The sequence below is a fragment of the Nostoc sp. UHCC 0302 genome (assembly GCF_038096175.1).
Classification (GTDB): Bacteria; Cyanobacteriota; Cyanobacteriia; order Cyanobacteriales; family Nostocaceae; genus UHCC-0302.
The window spans coordinates 517,921-540,585 of sequence record NZ_CP151099.1 but is presented as its reverse complement, the minus strand read 5'-3'; the positions used below and the strand labels follow the sequence as shown (position 1 = coordinate 540,585).

Annotated in this window: 17 protein-coding genes; 8 read left to right on the top strand and 9 right to left on the bottom strand. The window is 42.4% G+C overall.

What is annotated here, in order from left to right:
- Positions 1–16 precede the first annotated feature (16 nt).
- Positions 17–898 carry a serine/threonine-protein kinase gene (locus tag WKK05_RS02235; protein ID WP_341528191.1) on the bottom strand — a complete coding sequence of 294 codons (882 nt, stop codon included), beginning with the start codon at positions 896–898 and terminating at the stop codon, positions 17–19.
- Positions 899–1,137: 239 nt separating this feature from the next.
- Positions 1,138–1,872 (bottom strand): MBL fold metallo-hydrolase, encoded by a 735-nt coding sequence (locus tag WKK05_RS02230; protein ID WP_341528190.1) that lies wholly within the window; start codon positions 1,870–1,872, stop codon positions 1,138–1,140.
- Positions 1,873–2,065: 193 nt separating this feature from the next.
- On the opposite strand from WKK05_RS02230, the gene WKK05_RS02225 reads away from it, so the two are divergent.
- From WKK05_RS02225 to modB, 3 genes are all read left to right on the top strand, one after another.
- Entirely contained in the window at positions 2,066–3,544 is a 1,479-nt protein-coding gene (locus WKK05_RS02225; RefSeq protein WP_341531000.1) for a site-2 protease family protein, read from the top strand.
- Positions 3,545–4,007: 463 nt separating this feature from the next.
- On the top strand, positions 4,008–4,817 hold the full coding sequence (modA, locus tag WKK05_RS02220) for a molybdate ABC transporter substrate-binding protein (RefSeq protein WP_341528189.1): 810 nt from the start codon (positions 4,008–4,010) through the stop codon (positions 4,815–4,817).
- Between the two features lie 144 nt (positions 4,818–4,961).
- Positions 4,962–6,782 carry a molybdate ABC transporter permease subunit gene (gene modB / locus WKK05_RS02215; protein ID WP_341528188.1) on the top strand — a complete coding sequence of 607 codons (1,821 nt, stop codon included), beginning with the start codon at positions 4,962–4,964 and terminating at the stop codon, positions 6,780–6,782.
- A 173-nt stretch (positions 6,783–6,955) separates the two neighbouring features.
- Here the strand turns inward: modB and rfbB are convergent, their stop codons facing one another.
- The 3 genes from rfbB to WKK05_RS02200 form a co-directional block, all read right to left on the bottom strand.
- Complete coding sequence (rfbB, locus tag WKK05_RS02210; protein ID WP_341528187.1) at positions 6,956–8,020, bottom strand: dTDP-glucose 4,6-dehydratase; 1,065 nt, start codon at positions 8,018–8,020, stop codon at positions 6,956–6,958.
- 675 nt (positions 8,021–8,695) lie between these two features.
- Positions 8,696–9,259 carry a phycobiliprotein lyase gene (locus tag WKK05_RS02205; protein WP_341528186.1) on the bottom strand — a complete coding sequence of 188 codons (564 nt, stop codon included), beginning with the start codon at positions 9,257–9,259 and terminating at the stop codon, positions 8,696–8,698.
- Between the two features lie 75 nt (positions 9,260–9,334).
- Entirely contained in the window at positions 9,335–10,015 is a 681-nt protein-coding gene (locus tag WKK05_RS02200) for a HEAT repeat domain-containing protein (protein WP_341528185.1), read from the bottom strand.
- A 297-nt stretch (positions 10,016–10,312) separates the two neighbouring features.
- Between WKK05_RS02200 and WKK05_RS02195 the strand changes: the two genes are divergently transcribed.
- Positions 10,313–10,867 carry a DUF892 family protein gene (locus WKK05_RS02195; RefSeq protein ID WP_341528184.1) on the top strand — a complete coding sequence of 185 codons (555 nt, stop codon included), beginning with the start codon at positions 10,313–10,315 and terminating at the stop codon, positions 10,865–10,867.
- A gap of 100 nt (positions 10,868–10,967) precedes the next feature.
- Here WKK05_RS02195 and WKK05_RS02190 read toward each other — a convergent pair whose 3' ends face one another.
- Entirely contained in the window at positions 10,968–11,792 is an 825-nt protein-coding gene (locus WKK05_RS02190; RefSeq protein ID WP_341528183.1) for a class I SAM-dependent methyltransferase, read from the bottom strand.
- Between the two features lie 261 nt (positions 11,793–12,053).
- Positions 12,054–13,382, bottom strand: coding sequence for an erythromycin esterase family protein (locus WKK05_RS02185; RefSeq protein WP_341528182.1), 1,329 nt, complete (start codon positions 13,380–13,382; stop codon positions 12,054–12,056).
- 544 nt (positions 13,383–13,926) lie between these two features.
- Between WKK05_RS02185 and WKK05_RS02180 the strand changes: the two genes are divergently transcribed.
- Positions 13,927–15,198: a tetratricopeptide repeat protein gene (locus WKK05_RS02180; RefSeq protein ID WP_341528181.1), complete on the top strand. Its 1,272-nt coding sequence runs from the start codon at positions 13,927–13,929 to the stop codon at positions 15,196–15,198.
- 40 nt (positions 15,199–15,238) lie between these two features.
- Here WKK05_RS02180 and WKK05_RS02175 read toward each other — a convergent pair whose 3' ends face one another.
- Together WKK05_RS02175 and WKK05_RS02170 are read right to left on the bottom strand one after the other, a co-directional pair.
- Entirely contained in the window at positions 15,239–16,057 is an 819-nt protein-coding gene (locus WKK05_RS02175) for a PhnD/SsuA/transferrin family substrate-binding protein (RefSeq protein ID WP_341528180.1), read from the bottom strand.
- Entirely contained in the window at positions 16,054–16,338 is a 285-nt protein-coding gene (locus WKK05_RS02170) for a hypothetical protein (RefSeq protein ID WP_341528179.1), read from the bottom strand. The genes WKK05_RS02175 and WKK05_RS02170 overlap by 4 nt, the downstream gene beginning before the upstream one ends.
- Before the next feature lie 199 nt (positions 16,339–16,537).
- Between WKK05_RS02170 and WKK05_RS02165 the strand changes: the two genes are divergently transcribed.
- The 3 genes from WKK05_RS02165 to WKK05_RS02155 all read left to right on the top strand — a co-directional run bounded on the left by WKK05_RS02165 (position 16,538) and on the right by WKK05_RS02155 (position 22,580).
- Positions 16,538–17,170 (top strand): bifunctional 4-hydroxy-2-oxoglutarate aldolase/2-dehydro-3-deoxy-phosphogluconate aldolase, encoded by a 633-nt coding sequence (locus tag WKK05_RS02165; RefSeq protein ID WP_341528178.1) that lies wholly within the window; start codon positions 16,538–16,540, stop codon positions 17,168–17,170.
- 107 nt (positions 17,171–17,277) lie between these two features.
- The gene (locus WKK05_RS02160; RefSeq protein ID WP_341528177.1) at positions 17,278–17,790 is read left to right on the top strand and encodes a L,D-transpeptidase; all 513 of its coding nucleotides are present in this window, start codon (positions 17,278–17,280) and stop codon (positions 17,788–17,790) included.
- A gap of 551 nt (positions 17,791–18,341) precedes the next feature.
- The gene (locus WKK05_RS02155; RefSeq protein ID WP_341528176.1) at positions 18,342–22,580 is read left to right on the top strand and encodes an ATP-binding protein; all 4,239 of its coding nucleotides are present in this window, start codon (positions 18,342–18,344) and stop codon (positions 22,578–22,580) included.
- Positions 22,581–22,665: the final 85 nt, after the last annotated feature.

The following is a 22,665-nucleotide window of genomic DNA, read 5'->3' as shown; positions in this document are numbered from 1 at the left end:
AGCGATCGCTAATATCTCATTGTCCCAGGTTGAAGCTGGCAATTTTCCCAAAAAACTGATGTTGCATCAGGCATTGCTCTAAGTCGTATTTGAGTCCAAGGGCGCTCTGATAGCGGTCTTCAGCGTTCTTTGCCATGAGTTTACTGACTACAGCAGATAAAACTGGTGGCACATCGGGATTAAGATGGTCAACAAATACAGGTTCCTTGGCAATATGGCAATGCACTAACTCTATAGGGTCTTGAGACTCAAAGGGGAGTTGTCCAGTCAGTAACTCAAAGAAACTGACTCCCAGCGAATAGAAATCACTACGGTAGTCAATACCTCGGTTCATCCGCCCGGTTTGCTCTGGAGAGAGGTATGCTAAGGTTCCCTCTAAGGTGTTAAGGCTTTGAATCTGTTGGATTTCTCTGGGTAAAAGTGTTGATATGGAAAAATCAATCAGCTTGATGTGGTTTGTGTCTGGATGAATCAGGATATTGGTGGGTTTAATGTCTTTATGAATGACTCGCTGTTGGTGTAATTGGTACAAAGTATCTGCAAGTTGAATCGCAATTGGCAGAAACTGGTCTAACTTCAGTGGCTGTCCTTGGGTAAATTGCCGTAGAGAAATACCTCCACAGTCTTCCATTACTAAGGTGTAGCCATTGCCGTAAGGTTCTAAACTGTGAGGTTTAATGATACCAGGAATCTCTAAGTTTTTGGCGATCGCATACTGGTTGCGGAATTGTACTAGTTCGCTAAAGGTGGGATATTGCCGTTTTAAGAGCTTGATGACAACTGGTTGGCGATCGGATTCTCTGACTGCTCGATACACTTCGGTGCGAGAACCTGAATAAAGTTGCTCTATTATTTCGTAGCCAACAAGGTCTACAGTGCCATCAACTTTTGCGCTCATAACTTTTTGCTCTAATTCCTCTAATAAGTTAGAATTCCCTGCATGGTATTTTAATTAACAAATATTGGGAATTTTTCACGGATATGAAAATAAAATTATGTAATATTTTGTAAAGCTTACAGGTCGCTTTATGAGATATGCACAGTAGTAGTGTGTCAAAGAAAAATTGAGGAGTATATATACGCTGTCTGTAGTTGGCGTTTTATGATTCAAGCGCCAACTACAAACCTGTCACAAGTCTAAAGTAGCGGCTGTATCCGCAGCAAAACTGATAAATCTAGAGATGCAAGGTGTTGGTAGGCTTGACCTATAAAACGTTTACCTCGAAGAAAACCTGTATTCGCACTGGGACAAATGTATTGGAGAGTTTCCGGTGTAAAACGTTCCAGCAGAGACTGGATGCTCTTGATTTGCCTTGGCCAGTGAAAGGTTTTTGCTGTTCGCAATGGTACTGGTTCACCTTGCTGATTGGGAAGTAAATGGCGTCCAGAAAACAACACACCTCCATGATGGCTGTAGTACAGACAAGATGAGCCGGGAGAATGACCTGGTGTCCAAATCACTTGTGCTGTTGAGTTGAGAGTGAATTCCTGAGTAAAGGTAGTCACCGTTAAACCTGGTAGTAAATAGGCTTCTTGCTCTTGAATCAAAACCTCGCAGTTAAAGCTTTGCTGAATTTCAGGTGTCTTGCCAATAGCACCTCGATGAGTGATAAATAGCCAACGTACACCGCCATGCGATCGCAAAAAATCTTGATTTGTTTGGTCTAAGGCAGGGCAATCTATCAGGATATTGCCTTCATTTCTTACAATGAAGTAAGAGGTTCCCCCCAATGTGTCCCGATTTGGTGGAAAAGCAAAAATACTGTTTGAGTCGAAGTTCTCATTGGAGGCTATCTCCTGTTGATCTTCGTAGGAGAAAACGGGTCGTGGTGGCTTAGTTATCTGGCTTGGCTGTTGCGGTGAAGGACACATAAAAAAACCGAAACTGAAGAGTTATGGATAATTAAGTTAAAGTGTGGAAATTCTTAAGAATTGAAACAACTTGAGATTTAACTAGTACTGTTAACCGTCAGAGAAAAAATTGGGGTTTAAAGTCCTTCTTGTAGTTAGTACCGTGGTACTCGTACTACAAGAAGGACATCCTGTCAAAAATAGTGAAGATAACATGGCATTTTGGTTTCTCCTCCTACTGGGGCTAGCTACGTATCTTATGGTGCAGCGTAGTGTTGCTAGCATCACCCGAACACCTGTGTGGCTGTTATGGTTGGTGTTGATGACACCTGCACTTATATTGAGTGGATGGACGTTAATGTACGGGGTGAAACAACCGCCGCCGCCAACATTAATTATTTGGCCGTCAGTTATTTGTCTGCTTTTATACTGGTTACTGTTTCAGTGGGGTCGTCAAACACCAACACAGACAGAGGCTAGACTTCAAGCTAAAGAATCATCGGCTACACGTCCTCCCGCAGAACCCGCACCAGTGCGCCCGATTGAACCAGCAGAAGAAACCCAACTGCGAAATTGTTTTCCTTGGGCTACATACTATGTGCAGAACATAGAGTATCGACCTCAAGCTGTAGTTTGTCGGGGTCAGTTGCGAACTGCACCTAGTCAAGCTTACCAGCAGATTAAAGCAAATATCGAATCACAATTTGGCGATCGCTTCTTGCTGATTTTTCAAGAAGGTTTTAATGGCAAACCCTTCTTTGTGCTGGTTCCTAACTCACAAGCAGTCAAGGAAGTCAATACACCACATAAGCAAGAAAAGTTAACTCGACCAGGATTAGCAATCTTATTGCTGGCTGCTACTTTGGTTACAACCACTTTAGTTGGGGCAAAAATTGCTGGTGTCAATCCGACAACACTAGAATCTAACCCCAGTGTGCTACTCAAGGGATTGCCCTATGCTTTGGGACTAATGACTATTTTGGGTATCCACGAACTTGGTCACTATTTAACAGCTAGGTTCTACAAAATTCGCTCAACGCTACCTTACTTTATTCCCATGCCTTTTTTCTTGGGAACTTTTGGCGCATTTATTCAGATGCGTAGTCCGATTCCCAACCGCAAAGCTTTATTTGATGTTAGTATTGCTGGCCCAATTGCAGGCTTTGTTGCCACTTTACCATTACTCATTTGGGGTTTGGCCCATTCAGAATTAGTGCCGATGACCGAAAAAACAGGTTTGTTGAACCCTGATGCTCTCAATCCCAAATATTCAATTTTACTAGCACTGCTTGCGAAGCTAACTTTAGGCAGCGAGTTAACATCAAAATTAGCTATTGACCTGCATCCAGTAGCAGTAGCTGGTTTTCTAGGATTAATTGTCACGGCATTGAATTTGATGCCGGTGGGACAATTAGATGGGGGACACATTGTTCATGCAATGTTTGGGCAACGAGTTGCAATGACAATTGGTCAAATTTCTCGCTTGTTGTTACTACTACTTTCTTTAATCCAAGATGAATTTTTGTTCTGGGCAATTATCTTATTATTTATTCCGTTGATTGATGAACCTGCGCTAAATGATGTTACTGAATTGGATAATGGGCGTGACATTTTAGGATTGTTAGCGATGGTTTTGTTAATTGTTATTGTGTTACCGTTACCGCAGGCGATCGCCAACTTATTACAAATTTAAATCATACAAATTTTCACGCATCAATTTCTGCATTTGATGTGTCTCTACGTCCCGACGTTGGGAAATAGCAAAAAATAAATTAGTAGTTCGCTTCATCAAACGGTGCGTTAGGCAAAAAGTTGTAATGCATCCTCATGGCTATTTTCAAAAATCTTTACAAAAAATGAATTAGGGGCGTACATCTGTACGTCCCTACCCATGTTGTATATGTTGCAGGAATTTTGTGAAATAATATGACTTCTGCAAAAAAATTATTGTAGTAATTGTTACTATTTACCAAACAACTTGGTAATATTTTGTCTGAGATTTAGACGCCAAGAAGCTTATCAAATCAAAGTTTTAGCCTCAAGTATTGGATTTGACATTTCCCTATTATTCAAGCATTTAGGATAATTTACCAACTTTTTGCTTTGTAAGTTGGTAAATTATGTATTGATAGATAAAAATGCTTGAAATACTACCAATGCATAATAAACGCATTCTTGCCTTTTTGAGTTGGGTATTTGTCTCTCTAATACTAGTTGTCGGCTGTAACCAAACGAAAACACCTAATCTGTCTTCTAGCCCTGCCAGCCAAACCACCAATTTGACTATATCAGCAGCGGCTAGCCTCAAAGATGCAATGGACGAAATTAAACCTCTTTACAGTAAAGAAAAGCCAAACGTTAACCTAACCTACAATTTTGGCTCATCGGGCACTTTACAACAACAGATTGAGCAAGGTGCTGGTATTGACATTTTTATCTCGGCTGCAACTAAACAAATTAAAGCTTTACAGCAAAAAGGTCTATTACTCGACGGAACAACTAAGGATTTGCTGACAAATCAAATGGTGTTAATCGCACCTCAAAATTCCACAGTTGTAACTGATTTCAAAGACTTAATTTCATCACGTGTTAAGAAAATTGCTTTAGGCGAACCTAAAAGTGTTCCGGCTGGACAATATGCTGAGCAAGTTCTCACTTCTCTAAAAATTGCTGACAAAATCAAGAGCAAAGTTGTTTACGCCAAAGATGTTAGACAAGCTCTCAATTACGTGGAATCGGGCAACGCCGATGCCGGAATTGTCTACCTTTCAGACGCTAAAAGTACTCAGAAAGTAAAGATTGTCACAACTGCACCGGAAAAAACTCATTCACCTGTGGTCTATCCGATCGCAATTCTCAAAAGTAGTAAGAATGTCGATGCTGCTAAGGGTTTTGTGCAATTTTTATCTGGCAATCAAGCCAAAAATATATTTGAAAAACAAGGTTTTACGCTAGCTGGAAGTTAATACAACAGAATTCAGAAAAAAGAATGTGACAAATAGACCATTTGTAGAGACGCGATGAATCGCGTCTTCTTTACCCAAGGATATGTTGTTGGAAAGCCTTCATCATCAATTTTTTGAATTTTCATTTTCTGTATTAAAAAAACTATGCCAGTAGATTTATCACCTCTTTGGATATCACTCAAAACTTCACTACTTGCCACATTTATCACCTTCTTCTTGGGCATTGCTGCTGCTTACTGGATGGTGGGATATCGTGGCAAAGGCAAATCACTGATTGAGTCGATATTCGTAGCGCCTCTGATTTTACCTCCCACAGTTGTCGGCTTCTTGTTGCTGCTCTTTTTTGGCAAAAATGGCCCATTGGGTAAACTGATGGAGCCTTTTAACTTCAGCATCGTTTTTACTTGGTATGGTGCAGCGATCGCAGCTACAGTAGTCTCTTTTCCTTTAATGTATAAAACTGCACTAGGAGCTTTCGAACAAATAGATGGCAATCTCCTCCGGGTAGCCAGAACCCTTGGTGCATCTGAATCAACAATATTTTGGCGGATCAGTTTACCCCTAGCAGTGCCGGGAATTTTAGCAGCAACGACTCTCGCTTTTGCTCGTGCTTTGGGCGAATTCGGCGCTACATTAATGCTGGCTGGTAATATTCCTGGACAAACGCAGACAATTCCAATGGCAATTTATTTTGCTGTGGAAGCGGGAGCAATGGAAGAAGCTTGGTTTTGGGCGATCGCAATCATGGCGATTTCTTTATCTGGAATCATTGCAGTCAATTTTTGGCAAGAAGTTAGGGATAAGAGGGGACAGGGGACAGGGGAGCAGAGGGGCGGAGGGGGAGAAAGAGAACTTTTCACTCAGCACTCGTTACTCAGCACTCATAACTCTTTGGCAGTTGGACTATTTGTGGACATTGAAAAACGACTGCGAAGTTTTCATTTAAAGGTGTCTTTTGATACTAATAAAGAACCCTTGGGATTACTGGGTGGTTCTGGAGCTGGTAAAAGCATAATTCTGCGTTGCCTTGCGGGGATAGAAACGCCAACAAAAGGACGCATAGTTTTAAATGGCAGAGTACTGTTTGATTCAGAACAAGGGATTAATGTGCCAAGCCGCGATCGCCGCATTGGTTTTTTAGTGCAGAATTACGCTCTTTTTCCGCATATGAGTGTGGCGCAAAATATCGCTTTTGGTTTACCCAAGGGACTATCTGCTGGGAGTATCCGAGTGCAAGTAGAAGACCAACTAATCGCGATGCAGTTACAGGGATTAGGCGATCGTTATCCGCACCAACTTTCAGGGGGTCAGCAACAGCGAGTAGCTTTGGCAAGAGCATTAGCAAGTCAACCAGAAGCATTGCTTTTGGATGAGCCTTTTTCTGCACTTGATACTCATTTGCGTAATCAATTAGAGCAGCAAATGACAGCAACTCTAACTGACTACCAAGGTGTGGCTCTATTTGTCACCCATAACATGGAAGAGGCTTATCGGATTTGTCCGAATCTGTTGGTCTTGGAGCATGGTAAAGCAATTCATTATGGTTCTAAATATGATATTTTTGAGCATCCTGCTACTGTAGGTGTTGCCCAATTAACAGGATGCAAAAACTTTTCCCGTGCTACTCTTGTGTCCTCACAACAGTTGGAAGCGATTGATTGGGGTTGTAGGCTGCAAGTTATTGAACCAAATACTGATAAATTATCCCACGTTGGCATTCGCGCCCATCAAATTGTATTTACCAACGACCCCAGCCAGATAAATACCTTTCCCTGCTGGCTAGTAAGCACAAGCGAAACGCCCCACCGGATGACATTATTTTTAAAATTACATTCTGCTGCGAATAATCTTCAAGATTATCATTTGCAAGCAGAAGTTTTTAAGGAAAAATGGGCAACCATAAAAGATAAATCTTTTCCTTGGTATGTGCGTTTAGATCCTCTGCGTTTGATTGTAATGGAGTGAACTTTTACTAAAGCAAAAAATGTTTACTACGACTGAGAAAAGATAGTATATGATTGATTTTTTATAAACATACATTAGTTATTTACTAATAACAGATGTTAAAATATAAAGACTGTAACAGAGCCATGTGTTAGAATTATGCACTTCATTTTAACATGCTCGTATCGCAGTAATTACCGCTTCTCATAGTTTTGTTTAATCCAGTTTTGGTAGCTACTTGTTTGTACAGACTCTACCCAAGCGGAGTTATTAAGATACCACTGAACTGTCTTCAGTAAACCGCTATCAAAGTTCTCCTTGGGTTGCCAGCCTAGATTATTGCTAATTTTACTAGAGTCAATCGCATATCTCCAGTCATGACCAGGACGATCTTTAACAAATGAAATCAAAGAAGAATGCCTAAAATCTGATTTAGGCACTAACTCATCAAGAATGGTACAAATTTTTTCAACAACTGATAAATTAGTTTGTTCGTTTAGTCCACCAATATTGTATGCTTCACCAATAATCCCTTCTTTTAAAACAAGATATATAGCATCGCAGTGTTCCTTTACATAAAGCCAATCTCGGACATTTTGACCATTACCGTATATAGGTAAAGGTTTACCATTTAAAGCATTAATAATAGTCAAAGGAATCAATTTTTCAGGAAATTGGAAAGGGCCATAGTTATTTGAACAATTAGTTGTTAAAGTAGGAAAACCATAGGTATGGTGGTAGGCACGCACTAGATGGTCAGAACTTGCTTTAGAGGCAGCATAGGGGCTATTGGGTAAGTAAGGATTATCTTCTTTAAAAGGTGGGTCATTGGGATTGAGGGAACCGTATACTTCATCCGTAGATATATGCAAAAAACGGAACTGCTCTTGTTTTGGTGATGTTAATTTTTGCCAATAAGCTTTACTGGCTTCTAGTAAGTGAAATGTTCCTACTATGTTAGTTTGTATAAAATTTTGAGGGCTAAGAATTGAACGGTCTACATGACTTTCAGCAGCAAAATTTATCACTGCATTTGGCTGATACTGATCTAAGAGATAACGTACTAGCTCTAAGTTACCAATATCTCCTTGAATAAAATAATAGTTAGGATCTTCTTGCAAGTCTACTAAACTTTGTAAGTTACTTGCGTAAGTTAATTTATCTAAGTTAACTATATTAGCCCATTGTGCTTTTCTGGCTTTTAAAATAAAATTTGCGCCAATAAAGCCTGCTCCACCAGTTACTAATATAGTTTGCATATATTCTCCTTTAAAATTTGGACTGAAATATAGAAATTGTATCCATAGCAATCCTATCTGAGTTTTGAAAATGAACAAACCGCCTTCTGGTGCGTTGGCGGAAGGCAACGCCTAGCATCTCGCAGATAAGCCGCCAATAGCGCCTTTCCTTCCCTACGGGACGCTGTGCGTTAGCGGAGCTTTCGCTTTAGCGATACGCGTAGCGTCTCGAAGAAAAGAAAAAGAACTTTCCACATTTGATCTAGGACTGTTATAACTTGACTTATTTACTAAAGTAATATTTCAAATAAACTATAGCAGTTCTAAATTATTCGTAAACAACAATAACCCCGGTTTCTTTAAGAGAAAGCGGGGTTATTAGACTTTCAATATTCACCAATGAAATAGCATTGCTATATAATAATTACGCAAAAATATAGGACTTATCCAAAATAATGGAAAAATGAACCAGAATGGCTCAAATAATTAAGAAACCCAGAGAGCTTTTGCGTAAGTTATTAGCTCGACTTTTTCCAAATCAAAGAAAGTACACCTTGTTATCTAGCGAAAGTTTCAGCTTTGTGGCAATAACTTTTCCATAGATGACTAATTTTAATTAAATTGAAAAATTCAAAGCCAATGCTAAATAAAGGTTTTGGGAGCAGTTATATTTCGGCAAAATGGATAAATCGAGTCTTAACTCGATGCTGCATTAGCCGTATTTGCAGCCTTTGCAGGCGGTGGAGAGCCACCCATGCGAATCTCAGAAGTAAAGGAAGCAATACTAAAGCCGTCGGGGTTCTTAATGATACTCACCCGCATTCGCAAATTGGGACTGGCAAACCACAGACGTTCCTCAGACGACATGGTTTCATATTCTGTAGTCAGGATCAACGCCTCATCACTACCTAATTTATAGCGTCCGGTAACTGCGGTTTTATCTCCGTAGCTTTGCCGCAGTAACTTGCCCTCAGCTGGATTATCTGCATCAGGTACTGAAACTAGCACAGTAGAAGTGCTGTGTTTTTCTTTATCCCGTTCTGTTGTGCTATTTCGGGTAACTCTAACGCTAGAAGAGACAGAATTAGGTGCAATTTTGTGCTGTTGGCACAGTTTAACCACTTCTGGATGATCTGCTGGTAGCGTCTCAATGATAATATCTGCTTTGCCTTCTTCAGATTTCTTAACAGGTAAATTTTGACTAGTACGATGGGAAAACCATTTACCAGCACTCAACTCAAAAAACTCTTCAATATTCATGAATGAAATCATCCTGCATCAAAATGCTAAAAATCCCACTTAATTATTATTAAAAGGTAGCAGGAAGTTTTTATATTAAGCTTGATTGTCTATTTCTTCAAGCCTTTTGAGACTAATCCTCGCTGCTTCAGAAACATTGGGATGGCTATCTTTTTCTAAGTATTTCAAAGCTGAGACACTCTTGGGAGTGGGAAGATTGCCCAAAGCTTCTGCAAGGCGTTGCCGCACTAACCAATCTTCTGATTGAGCAAAGCGTAGGATCTTATCTACCGACTCAATATCTTTGATTTCTCCCAAAGCAGAAATTGCAGCTTCTTGTAATACTAGTTCCTTGCTATCCAACGCTTTAATGAGAATATCATGGGCGCGGGGATCTTTAATATTACCCAAAGAAACGGCTGCACTAAAACGTACTAACCAATCAGTATCTTCATAAAATGCCCGTGATAGTACCTCAAAGGCTCTGACATCACCCAAATATCCTAAAGCACCAGCTGCATCAGCGCGAATCCCATAATCTGGGTCATTTTCCAGAATTCTCACTAAAATTGAGTAACATTCTGGTGTCGGCTTGACTCCCAAGGCAAATATTGCCATCGATCGCAGTTGTAAAGACTCGTCATCCAGTACCTTTTTAATCAAAGGTACAGCATCTTCAGCCGGAGCATGGCGCAGATGAGCAAGAGCCAACATGCGATCGCGCAAACTCGGACTTTCTAACTGAACAGAGATTTCCTGTAAGTTTAGAGTAGTCATTTAGTGCAAAACATTTTCTTTACTAATCTTAATCTACCTGATCTGCTCATTACCCTGTATCTATACCAAGGTAGCAGTTTGGCGACTTTACAAAATGGCTTGATTATGTATCAAGGGAGTCAGAAGTTGTTAGTCTCGCACTCCCTCATTCCCCTACTTCCCTTAACATTGTGTATTTGATTTAGCAGCCAAATTTAACATTTAGCTGTGTCTGAGGTGTGACGAGAGACTTGGTTACCAAGCGTAGGTTAAGGGTATGACTGTCAACTAGAGAGTCAAACACTTAGGAAAAGAACAATGGTTCAACTCAGCGAACGTCCAGGTACGAAAAAAATCACCAACTTGCAGGATAAGTTTCTTTACGAGCTTGGTGGTATTTTTGATGCTGAAAATCGTTTCTTGGAAGCACAGCAGTTGATGTGGCAATATAGCCAACATCCAGAGTTAAAGTCGTTAATTGAGGCTCATATTCGGGAAACTGAGCAGCAAATTAGGAATATTGAACAAGTATTCAGCACCTTAAAACAGCAACCACAGCGAGTCACCTGTGATGCTGCGGCTGGTCTTGTTAGTGATGGTCAAAAACTAGTACTACTGAGTAGCGATAATCCTAAAATTGTGGACTTGGTACTGGCAGGGGAACAGGCTAAGGTTGAACAATTAGAGATTATCACCTATCGTGGCTTGATTAAAGGTGCTGAGCAGTTGGGACAGAATGAAATTGTGCAACTGCTACAGCAAAACTTGCAGCAGGAAGAGCAGACAGCTCAAAAGATTGAGCAGCTAAAGCCACGGCTACTTGAGGAGGCAAGGTCGACTGGCGGGAAATCGGGTGCTAATAGGTCTCGCTAATCAACGACTAGGCGTTTAATGTTTTTTGATGGCTGTGAGGAACTCTATAAATCTATACTCTATCCCCTACATCTAGAGACGTTGTAATGCAACGTCTCTACTATTTTTTTTGGGCAATGTGAAAAGCTGAGATATATGAAAGCTGAAGACTACCTCCAAATTCCTCTTCTATTCGATGTTTTAATCCCGCAAATAAAGCCTCTTTGCTGTATGAATCTAACTTTAAGTACGGTGAGTAAGTATTCAAGAGCATTAAATACTCATCGCTAGTGTAGGTCACTTCAGATGTAACTTGTCCAGCTATTAAATTTTTAAACTGCCCTGAATCAATCGCTATATTTCCTAATTGTCTCAAGATATCTTCTTGAGTTTCTCTGTCTTCATATCGGTCAAGAGTGGGAGCATATAATTGATAGACTTCAGATAAGCGTTGATAAACTTCGTAAGCAGGTTGAAGCTCTTTGTTCCACAATAAAATCAAATTGCCATTCTCTTTTAAAGCATTTGCTGCTTTGGGATATCCTACTTCTGGTGATATCCAATGAAAAGAACTTGCTGCTAAAACAGCATCAAATTCAAGAGGTAGGAGTGTCCACTCTTCAAAAGATGTATTCTGAATCTCTACATTGGGATACGCTTGACAATTCTGTTGCGCTAACTTATAAAAATCTGGGTTCGGTTCTAAGCAGATTATAGAACAACCCAATTGAGCGATCGCTACTGTTGCAGTTGCCGGGCCACATCCTACCTCCAGAATTTTTGAATCAGTGGAGAGCTGAGCAACATTTATAACTTGCTCAATCAAATCTTGTGGATATTGGGGTCTTGCTTTGTTGTAAGCCTCTGCTGCTGGAGAGTACCAATTTTTTCGCTGTTCTAGGTCTCGGCTGGAGTAGCTGATTATTCTTTTTTTGAAATCTTCCATAATCTACTCTTGCTGTGCGCCTATTGAACAACAGCATACCAATTTTTAATTCGTAATTCGTAATTAAGACAGATTCAAAAAGACTTGATATAGCTATAGCAATCCTAAACCATTCGTGAAAATCTGAGGTTGTTACAACATCCCTGCAAAAAATGTGTATTTCACCCTATTGAGAACTGCTATAGTCTGTTGCTGTTGGTATACCTGATCTTTTATTCAAGAATCCAAAATTTAAAATTCACAACTCCCCGATCCCTTTTTTCAGACGGCAAAGGGGAAAGTCTCTGGTAGCTCATGCGTCTCTTCTTGGACAGTGCGATCTAAAGGCTGGACTCCTTTTGTATCATCTATATGAATCACTGCATCAAATTGGTCAGGAAGACAAGCATAAAAGTAGTGACTGATGCGCTCAGTTTCAGGTAAATAAATGACGCCGATCGCTCTTTCTAATCGTCGTTCTCTGAGTCCGGCAACTGCGGCATTCTGATTGCGTAATAATAGCAAAAACTGAGATAATCCAGTCTGGTGAAATAGCGCTTCATAACTTTCTGATAAAGCAGGACGAACTACCTTGAGTTCAGGAGTTCCTCCCCAATTTGAAGCAGCCGTGACTGTACCTGTATAAGTAGTAAAGCCTATCAGTACTGCATCATCACCATAGCGATCGCGTATTAATTGCCCAACATTCAGTTCACCTGCCGCCCCCATATCAGTTGCACGTGCATCTCCTAGATGTGAGTTGTGTTCCCAGACAACAATTTTGGCTGGTTTGTGCTGTTGCTCTAAATAGCCAACCAACCAATCTAAAGTTTCTGCCATGTAGCGATCGCGAATATTCCATGATGACACCCGCTGTTGAAACATCGAGCGATAGTAAGCTTCTGCATTCTTCACCAGTCGGGCGTTTTGCTTGGCATAGAAGAACTCTTCTGGCATTACTTCTCCATCTTTCCAGCGTTTCAATTCCCGTAGTTGATTTACTACTTCTTCCTCACAGGATTTAGTCAGTCCAAAGCTGGTAGCATATCCATATGTTTGGGCATCTTCACCAAAATGCTCAAAACACGAGTAGCGACTACGCGCACGCTGGGCAGCTTCCAGATCAACTTTATCAAGGTAGTCGAGAACTGCTTCTATAGAAGCGTACATACTGTAAAGGTCTACTCCGTAGAAGCCAACTTTGTTGACATTTTTGGGTAGCGCGTCATTATATTCGCGTAACCAGGTGATAAAATTTAATACATCTGTATTGCGCCACATCCAGGCAGGAAAGCGTTGAAAATTTGCGAGTGCTTCTGCTGGAGTTGGATCATCAATCATACCGCGCACGTAACGATTAACACGGTAGGCATCGGGCCAGTCTGCTTCTACTGCTACTGCTGTAAAGCCTTTTTCTTGAATCAGCCGTTTGGTAATTTCAGCCCGTTGTTCGTAAAACTCATGGGTTCCATGAGAGGCTTCGCCAATCAAGACAAAACGGGCATCGCCGATTAAATTCATTAATAGGTCGTAGTCTGCGGCTGTACCCGTTAGCCGAGAAGCAGATTTACGTACTGCATCAACTAGGTTAGTGATAATTGCATCCACCATAAAAACGAATTATTTTAAAACACTGTCAGGTTCTTAATTCGACGTTGCTGAATTTCAGTATGAAAGGTCAAAAATTCACTCCTCAAACTCTTATTCTCTGTGTCTCTGCGCGACGCCACTTGCTACAACGCGGGAAACCCGCGCAATGCAGTGGCTCCTCTGCGTGATACAAATTCATACTTTTACTCAGCAAAGCCCTTAATTCCATATCACCATGCGAATCATAGTCAATATGGTTTTGCACTAGTTTGATAAATTTGTAGCTTGTTAAACTCAGCTTAAAAATCTCACACATCTCTTCCATCTGGCTAATGACACATCAGTCCTGATGTATCAATCTCCCTATGGGAAGAATCAATACCCGTCCTTGAAATCCCTATTTGGTTGAGATTAGTCTTGCTATTTTGACATTGGCTGTGACATACTCAGAAAAGTAAATACGATATTCCGACCGAATTAGCGTAGTTTAAGAAAGAGACTCAAAAATTTGGCGGTTTGACAGGCATTTGACCTGAACTGCTAACCGTAAAGCCAGGAATTAACAATGCTAGAAGACGCTAAAGGACTTGAAATTACCACAGATTCACCAGAGGCGATCGCAGCCATTAACCGCTTCACAGATCAAGCCCTTAGTTACGGCAAAGATGCAGAAGCTGTAATTCTCGAAGCTGTTGCGGCAGATCCAACCTGTACAATGGTTAATGCCTATGCAGCTGCCCATTTCCTCACTCAAGAAAACGCTGTTGCTTGGAAGCAAGCCAAACCATATCTGCAAACAGCACAACAGCATTTAGCCCAGATATCAGAACGAGAGCAGTTGTATGTACAGGCGATCGCAGCTTGGGCAGAGGGAGCAATTGATCAGGCGATCGCACTACATGAAGAAATAGCCTTAAAATATCCCCGTGACTTGATTTCAGTACAGCAGGGACAGTATCACTACTTTTACTTGGGTGACAAAGAGAACTTACTTAAAATAGCTCAAAAGGTTTTGCCTGCTAATCAGGAAAATCATTATATATATGGCATGGTGGCCTTTGGTTTAGAACAGTGTCATCAATTTGAACAAGCAGAAGCAATGGGGCGAATGGCAACAACCATGAATCGTCATGATCCTTGGGTGCATCATGCGATCGCCCATGTCATGGAAACTCAGAGACGATTCGATGAGGGTATTGCTTGGATGGAAAGCTTCGCAGATACCTGGGAAAACTGCAATTCCATGCTGTACACACATAATTGGTGGCATATAGCACTCTATTATCTAGAGCAAGGTAACGCAGAGAAGGTTTTAGCGCTTTATGATAAACACGTCTGGGGCCGCGCTGATCAAGAATCTCCGAAAGATCAGGTAGGGGCGATCGCACTTTTGATCAGGTTGGAGTTGCGCGGATTTGATGTTGGCAACCGCTGGCAAGATTTAAGTACTTATCTTTTGCCGCGTCTGCATGAACACGCATTACCCTTTCAAGACTTGCATTACATCTATGCACTAGCGAGAGCTGAACGAAGTGACTGGTTGAACCAGATGCAACAGAGTATGCACAAACACGCTCTTTGTGTGAACTCCTTTCTCCGTCGAAATTGGCTTGAGGTAGCCATTCCAGCTGCTAGAGGTATGGTTTTTCATGCTAACGGTGAGTATTTAAGAGCGATCGCTCAACTCAAACCGATTTTGCCGCGAATGCATCAGATAGGTGGTAGTAATGCTCAGCGAGTTTTGTTTGAGGAGATTTACCTCAATGCTATGTGGCAAAGTGAAAAGCAAAGTCAGATTTATTTCCCAATTACTACAAAAGGAAAGTTGGCTTCATGATAGTTAAGAGACAGGAGTAATAAACATTCCCTGTTCTTAATTACGAATTACCAATTACTTCATATCCGGCTTCAACAGCAGTATTGTAGATTTGCGCGATCGCGTCATACTCAACTAACTCTACAGCCGCAAAACGCAAAACTCCTGCTTGTTTCATCGCGGTTTGCAATTCCACATCTGGTTGAAGTAACGCCAACTGAAGTTGCTGAATTAGAGATTTACCAAGATGCTGCGCTGCTACTAAGGGGGGCATAGGACACGGCCCGATCACCTCTACCACTCGCAGATGATCAGACAGTTCTGGGAAGTGCCGCAGTTCTTGTTCCAAAACAACACTATCAATTCCTGCACAGTCCACCAACCCATCAACCACCCAGCGAATCGAACGCTGGTGAGAGCCTGATTGTATAACTTTGCCAAAAAAGTCTTTGGGATGTCCCCCTTGATGCAAGCGATGCCGTAAGAGATTGTAACCGCTGTTAGATCCAGGATCGTTGTAGCACAGTTTTTTGCCCGCTAAATCCTCAAACTTTGACAAGCTACTGGCAGCATTGACAATCACATCTGTAAAGTAAACAGGGCGGTTTTGATAACGTGGTGCTTCGATAACTAGGGCAACTACAGGCATTAACTGATTCGGTATACTTTGGCAATACTTAATCAGTGGTAATCCGCAGATGAATGCTAGGTCTAGTTGATCTTGTAATAGTATGGGGTCTTCTAATGGATCAAATTCACCAGGATGAAGCTGGGTTTCAACTCCTAACACGCGACTTATATAAGTCGATACTGCTTCATAGAACCAGAACCAATTGGGAGCTAGGTAAGAGACAACCCGTAGCTTTCTTGGTTGCGTCACTTACTACCCCTGATATTCCATTGATTACTGCTCAAAACTCGATGTGTGAGAACTGGTAACAGTTTGCCCAAAGACCAATTAATTCCCAAGTAAGTCAAACTTGTCAAAGTCAGCAGTATTATACTCAGAATCGTTCCATACGCCTTACTATGCCACCAAAACCGCTGCAATTGTTCTGCACCTAGTTGCATAAGCTGCCTTAAGCCGCCTAAATTAAGGCTCTTGGGATTATCATTAGGAATTACTAAAGATGCTGCTGAGTTTTGCCGTGCAATCGTCATTTTAACTACTCCTTTAGAACCCAACTCTGAGTCATTTAATAACTTAAAATTTAATCTACGGCAATCCGATAGATTTACTGATATTAATATGTACTATCGCATAGCTTGATAGAAGTTTCAAGGGGGTTGGGCATAGGACATCGGGTATTAGTATTGAAAATTAGGTATTAGAAAAACTATTCCCCAGTCCCCAACCCCCATGCCAAATCAACTTTGGTTATCACAGTTGCAAAAACACCGAGCGATCGCAGTTATTCGCGCCCCAGACTTTGAACTGGGACAGCAAATGGCGAAGGCTGTAGCAGCTGAAGGAATGCAGCTAATTGAGATTACTTGGAATAGCGATCGCGCTGGGGAATTAATCAGTCAACTGCGTTGGGAATTACCCGACTGTATTATTGGCACTGGTACGCTGTTTAATGTACAGCAGCTGCATGAGGCGATCGCATTTGGAGCGCAATTTCTTTTTACACCCCATGTTGATCCAGCAATGATTAAAGCAGCAGTAGCAAAAGATATCCCCATTATCCCCGGAGCGCTGACTCCCACAGAAATTGTTACCGCTTGGAATCAGGGTGCTAGTTGTGTGAAAGTGTTTCCCGTGCAAGCTGTGGGAGGGGCTGACTATATCAAAAGTTTGCAAGGGCCGCTAGGGGAAATTCCTTTAATTCCAACTGGCGGCGTCACCTTAGAAAATGCCAAAGAATTTTTACAAGCAGGGGCGATCGCTGTTGGTTTGAGTGGTGAATTATTTCCCAAAAAGCTGGTCATAGACAGAAACTGGGGGGCGATCGCACAACAAGCAAAAAATCTGATACAACAGTTAGGCTAGTTTAGGATCTAATTAGTAAAAACGTACGTCTATTAAAGTAGCAGACATAGAAATAAAGCTGAAAATCAATAATTTTCTCAAGAGTATATTATGGGAATGTATTTACTATGAAAAAACTAAATTATCCTAACTGGGTACAGTGCTTAAAAGTACTTATTGCTGGCACTGCGCTGTCGTTAGCTGTAGTTAGTCCTGGGGCGAATGAAGTTTGGGCGAGTTCCCAAAATCAAGTGATAGCACAAACAATCCAGACACTACAAAATTCAGAACAGCGCTGGATTCAAATTGATCTTTCAAAACAACGATTAATCGCTTGGCAAGGTGACAGAGTTGTTTATGGAGCCAAAATTTCTTCTGGCAAAAAATCTACCCCTACACGTATTGGGACTTTTAAAATTCAATCCAAGTTTAAGTCTACGCGAATGCGCGGAGAAACCTACGATGTTCCCAACGTTCCTTATGCAATGTTTTACCAAGGTAACTACGGTATTCACGGTGCTTACTGGCATAAGAGCTTTGGCACTCCAGTCAGCCACGGCTGTGTAAACCTTGCACCTCAACACGCTAAATGGCTGTTCAATTGGGCAACAGTAGGGACACCAGTAGTAATTCAGAAATAGAGACGCGATTAATCGCGTCTCTACAGGAGTTTTGAATTATTATTTCTTGTCCCCCTTGCCCCCTGCTCCTCGGTCAATGAGCGGCTTGCCTTGAGCGTACCCCTACGGGGAAGCAAGCTATGCCTCCGGTCTAGTAGAGAAGCCGAAGTGCTATCCCCTGCCCATTTTTGTCAATGCTGAGATTTAGAGAAAAGGGCTAGTTCGTTCGGGAAAACAATCTTACCATAAATATATAATTATGATGCTGATTAATTAGCAATCAGAAAGATATGCGATGTCAAAATATAAAGCATCCATTAAAAAATCTCAAAATAGCTAACCTGTCCATAAAAGACAATTGCCCAAAGAGTAGTGGCAAAGCCAATCGCAATGCTTTTCAACTTGCGGCATAATCACCATTCCACACCTTATATTTCCTAGAATTATATTTCCTAGAAGATTCTCAAAAATGACTGTTTAGGCGGATAAGCGTATTATCTAGAAAGGATTTTGACGAAAGTTGACCACGGCTGTAGCTCTGTGACAGAAGCATGACCAATCGGGAGGAACGAATGAAGAATGAGCCTAAGTCAGCAAGCAACAGTGGCGTCAATTTCCTTGTGGGAGGGGGTGAAATGGGTGCTAGGATGCGAGAGATGGACTGGTCGAAAACGCCCCTTGGCCCAACACAGCAGTGGCCGCAGAGCTTAAAGACTGCCGTGCGAATTATGCTAACCTCTCGTCAACCGATGTTTGTCTGGTGGGGCGAGGAACTGATTAACCTCTACAATGACGCTTATAAGGCTATTGTTGGCGGTAAACATCCAGAAGTACTTGGGCAACCAGCTTCCTATGTGTGGCGGGAGATATGGGATCAGGTTGGGCCTAGGGCAGAATCAGCGATGCTCAACAATGAGGGTACTTATGACGAAGCGCTGTTGCTGATTATGGAGCGCTTTGGCTACCCAGAAGAAACTTATTACACATTTTCATATAGCCCAGTTCCTAACGACCAGGGCGACACCGGGGGGATTATCTGCGCCAACACAGATGACACTCAGCGCATTATCGGGGAGCGTCAGTTGACACTATTGCGGGAACTAGCAGCCAGAACAGCAGACGCGCGAACATTTGATGAAGCCTGCAATCTGAGTGTAAGTTGTCTAGAAACCAACCCTTATGATCTACCCTTCGCGATGATTTATCTGGTTGAACCAGATAAGCAGCAAGTTTTTTTGGCTGGAACGTGCGGCATTGAACGAAACCACTCAGCAGTTACAGAAAAAACCGCTCTCGATAATACAGTTTGGCCCTTTGCGGAAGTTATAAGAACGCATAAGCCCAGCTTGATTTCCGATTTAGCGGCATCTTTTAGCAGTTTACCTTGTGGTGTTTGGCAGCGATCGCCACATCAGGCAGTGGCTGTGCCAATTGCAGCATCCGGTCAAACAGGAAAAGCTGGGATATTAATTGCTGGCTTGAATCCGTTTAGAGTTTTTGACGATAATTATCGAGGATTTATTGAACTGGTTGCAGCCCAGATAGCAGCTAGCATTGCCAATGCCCAGGCTTACGAGGAAGAACGCAAACGCGCCGAAGCGTTGGCAGAAATTGATCGTGCTAAAACCGTCTTCTTCAGCAACGTCAGCCACGAGTTTCGGACACCACTAACCCTGATGTTAGGGCCACTAGAGGAAACTTTAACTAATTGTGCCTCCCTGCTGCCAGCTAACGAACGAGAGCAGTTAGAAATGGTGCAGCGCAACGGACTGCGCCTGCTAAAACTAGTTAACAGTTTGCTAGACTTTTCGCGTATTGAAGCCGGAAGGGTTCAAGCTTCATACGAACCCACCGACCTTGCTACTTTCACCGCAGAACTAGCTAGCGTATTTCGTTCAGCAGTAGAACGCGCAGGGATGCAGTTATCAGTCAATTGTCTTCCTCTCGTAGCACCAGTATATGTGGATCGGGAGATGTGGGAAAAGATTGTCCTGAATCTGCTCTCTAATTCCTTCAAGTTCACCTTTGACGGAGAAATTGCAGTCAGCTTGCAGTGGTTAGATGATCATGTTGAGTTGGCAGTAAAAGACACAGGAATTGGTATCCCAGCAGCAGAAATTCCTCACCTGTTTGAGCGATTTCATCGTGTAAAAGGAGTGCAAGGACGAACTTTTGAAGGGTCAGGAATTGGATTGTCACTAGTGCAAGAACTAGTGCTGATGCATGGCGGAACAGTCCAAGTAACTAGTGTTCTGGGAGAAGGCAGTTGTTTTACCGTGTCCATTCCCACAGGCTCGGCTCATTTGCCTCAAGACCGGATTAGTGCTACTCGCAGCTTATCTTCAACCGCATTAAGCGCCACCGCATACTTGGAAGAAGCCCAGCGTTGGCTACCGGAAGAGGATGGGGAGATAACAATTCAAAATTCAAAATTCTCCCACTCCCCCACTCCTCCACTCCTCCACTCTCCCATTCCCCCACTCCCCCGCATTCTCTTGGCTGATGACAATGCTGATATGCGTGATTATGTCAAGCGGTTATTAAATCAGCAGTATGAAGTGGAAGCAGTACCAGACGGTTTAACTGCTTTGTATTCTGCACGTCAGCATCTCCCAGACTTGGTACTGACTGATGTAATGATGCCTGGATTAGATGGCTTTGGACTGTTACAAGAATTACGAGCTGATCCGCAGACGAGAAAAGTGCCAATTATTCTGCTGTCGGCACGGGCAGGGGAAGAAGCACGGGTGGAAGGGTTAGAAGCGGGAGCTGATGATTACTTGATTAAACCGTTTTCTGCCCGTGAATTGTTAGCGCGGGTGGAGGCAGCTTTAAAAATGGCTCGTCTGCGCGAAGAGGCAATGGAACGGGAACAAGGGCTGCGGATTGAAGCTGAGGTCGCGAAAGCACACTTAGAGACTGTTTTAGCTGGTATCCAAGACCAGTTCTTTGTGTTAGATCAAGAGTGGCGTTATACCTTTGTTAATGACCGGGTAGCAGAAGTTGTTGGCTTTTCAAAGGAAGAGTTGCTAGGAAAGAGCGTTTGGGAAATGTTTCCAGATACGGTCAACAGTGAGTTTGATACTCAGGTGCATCGGGCGATCGCTCAACAGACGGCTGTGCGATTTGAGTATTATTATTCCACTTGGCAACGCTGGTTTGAGAATCGCGTCTACCCCTTTGCTGAAGGAGTAAGCGTCTTTGTTACAGACATCAGCGATCGCAAACAAGTAGAGAATGCACTGCGTGAAAACGAGGAGCGGTTCCGCAACATGGCTGACAATGCCCCCTTCATGGTCTGGGTTACTGATACTAATGGTCACTGTACCTTCCTCAGCAAAAGTTGGTATGAGTTTACAGGTCAGACTCAGGGAACAGGTTTAGAATTTGGGTGGTTGCATGTCGTACATCCAGAGGACTGCAATTACGCTACGAATACCTTCTTGGTAGCTAACGAACACTATGAGGCATTCCGTCTAGAGTACCGTTTGCGGTGCAAAGATGGCGAGTATCGCTCTTGCATTGATGCTGGTAGCCCCTGGTTTGGAGTGGATGGTCAGTTCAAAGGTTACATCGGTTCAGTGATTGACATTTCTGAACGCAAAGCAGCGGAAGCCGAACGCGATCGCCTTCTGGAACTTGAGCAAGCTGCTAGAGGCGAAGCTGAAAGAGCTAACCGGATTAAGGATGAGTTTTTGGCGGTGCTATCTCATGAATTGCGATCGCCTCTCAATCCCATTCTCGGTTGGGCAAGACTCCTGCAAACTCGTGAGTTCGACTCAGCCGGCATTCAAAAAGCTATTGCCACGATTGAGCGTAATGCTAAATTACAAGCTCAACTAATTGAAGATTTACTGGATGTTTCACGAATTTTACAAGGCAAGCTCAGCCTCAATATGACTCCTGTCAGTCTAATATTCGTGATTGAAGCATCAATGGAGACAGTGCGTTTAGCAGCAGAGGCCAAAGATATTCAAATTCACAAGATGCTAGATGCTTCTGTTGGGAAAGTTTTGGGCGATTCTGGTCGTTTACAACAAGTAATTTGGAATCTCTTGTCGAATGCCGTCAAGTTTACTCCTGAAGGCGGAAAAATTGATATTCAGCTAGAGTGCATCGACAATCAAGCTCAGATTACCGTCAGCGATACAGGCAAAGGGATCAGCCCTGAGTTTCTTCCTCATGTGTTTGAATATTTCCGTCAGGCAGATAGCACAACAACCCGCAGATTTGGTGGTTTGGGGTTAGGGTTAGCAATTGTCCGTCATCTGGTAGAACTACATGGTGGAACGATTTGGGCAGAAAGTTCAGGTGAAGGGCAAGGAGCTATTTTCATGCTCAGGCTACCGTTGGTAAAGAAAGAGTCACGCCCTACAAAAGATATAAACATTGCTGCCTTAAACGCTTCTGTTTCAACTTTAATCCTAGCAAACATCCGAATCCTACTCGTAGACGATGATGTAGATACTCGTGACTTCTACTCATTTGTCCTAGAGCAGTCTGGGGCTAGCGTGACTGCTGTGGAATCAGCAGCAGAAGTACTGCAAGCATTGGCAGAGTCAGAACCAGATATTTTGCTCAGTGATATTGGAATGCCACAGACAGACGGTTATATGCTGATGCGCCAAGTAAGAGCATTGCAGACACAAGGTAAAGATATTCCAGCGATCGCTTTAACTGCTTATGCAGGAGAAATCAATCAGCAACAAGCCTTAGAAGCTGGGTTTCAGAAGCATTTGTCCAAACCCGTTGAACCAGAAGAGTTAGTTAGGACAATTGCAACCCTGGTTGGCAGGAGTGAAAATGACTAAGCGATCAAACTTGAAGAAAACGAGGAGACGTAAAGAGTTTTTCATCATCAGTAATTACCCAAACTAGAGCTTGTTGGACAAAATT

Bases quoted from the DNA above. Each gene is read 5' to 3' on its own strand.
- WKK05_RS02230 (WP_341528190.1), bottom strand. From the start codon at position 1,872: ATGTGTCCTTCACCGCAACAGCCAAGCCAGATAACTAAGCCACCACGA.
- WKK05_RS02195 (WP_341528184.1), top strand. From the start codon at position 10,313: ATGGTTCAACTCAGCGAACGTCCAGGTACGAAAAAAATCACCAACTTG.
- WKK05_RS02235 (WP_341528191.1), bottom strand. From the start codon at position 898: ATGAGCGCAAAAGTTGATGGCACTGTAGACCTTGTTGGCTACGAAATA.
- WKK05_RS02200 (WP_341528185.1), bottom strand. From the start codon at position 10,015: ATGACTACTCTAAACTTACAGGAAATCTCTGTTCAGTTAGAAAGTCCG.
- WKK05_RS02190 (WP_341528183.1), bottom strand. From the start codon at position 11,792: ATGGAAGATTTCAAAAAAAGAATAATCAGCTACTCCAGCCGAGACCTA.
- WKK05_RS02180 (WP_341528181.1), top strand. From the start codon at position 13,927: ATGCTAGAAGACGCTAAAGGACTTGAAATTACCACAGATTCACCAGAG.
- WKK05_RS02155 (WP_341528176.1), top strand. From the start codon at position 18,342: ATGAAGAATGAGCCTAAGTCAGCAAGCAACAGTGGCGTCAATTTCCTT.
- modA (WP_341528189.1), top strand. From the start codon at position 4,008: ATGCATAATAAACGCATTCTTGCCTTTTTGAGTTGGGTATTTGTCTCT.
- modB (WP_341528188.1), top strand. From the start codon at position 4,962: ATGCCAGTAGATTTATCACCTCTTTGGATATCACTCAAAACTTCACTA.
- WKK05_RS02170 (WP_341528179.1), bottom strand. From the start codon at position 16,338: ATGACGATTGCACGGCAAAACTCAGCAGCATCTTTAGTAATTCCTAAT.
- WKK05_RS02205 (WP_341528186.1), bottom strand. From the start codon at position 9,259: ATGAATATTGAAGAGTTTTTTGAGTTGAGTGCTGGTAAATGGTTTTCC.
- WKK05_RS02225 (WP_341531000.1), top strand. From the start codon at position 2,066: ATGGCATTTTGGTTTCTCCTCCTACTGGGGCTAGCTACGTATCTTATG.
- WKK05_RS02160 (WP_341528177.1), top strand. From the start codon at position 17,278: ATGAAAAAACTAAATTATCCTAACTGGGTACAGTGCTTAAAAGTACTT.
- rfbB (WP_341528187.1), bottom strand. From the start codon at position 8,020: ATGCAAACTATATTAGTAACTGGTGGAGCAGGCTTTATTGGCGCAAAT.
- WKK05_RS02185 (WP_341528182.1), bottom strand. From the start codon at position 13,382: ATGGTGGATGCAATTATCACTAACCTAGTTGATGCAGTACGTAAATCT.
- WKK05_RS02165 (WP_341528178.1), top strand. From the start codon at position 16,538: ATGCCAAATCAACTTTGGTTATCACAGTTGCAAAAACACCGAGCGATC.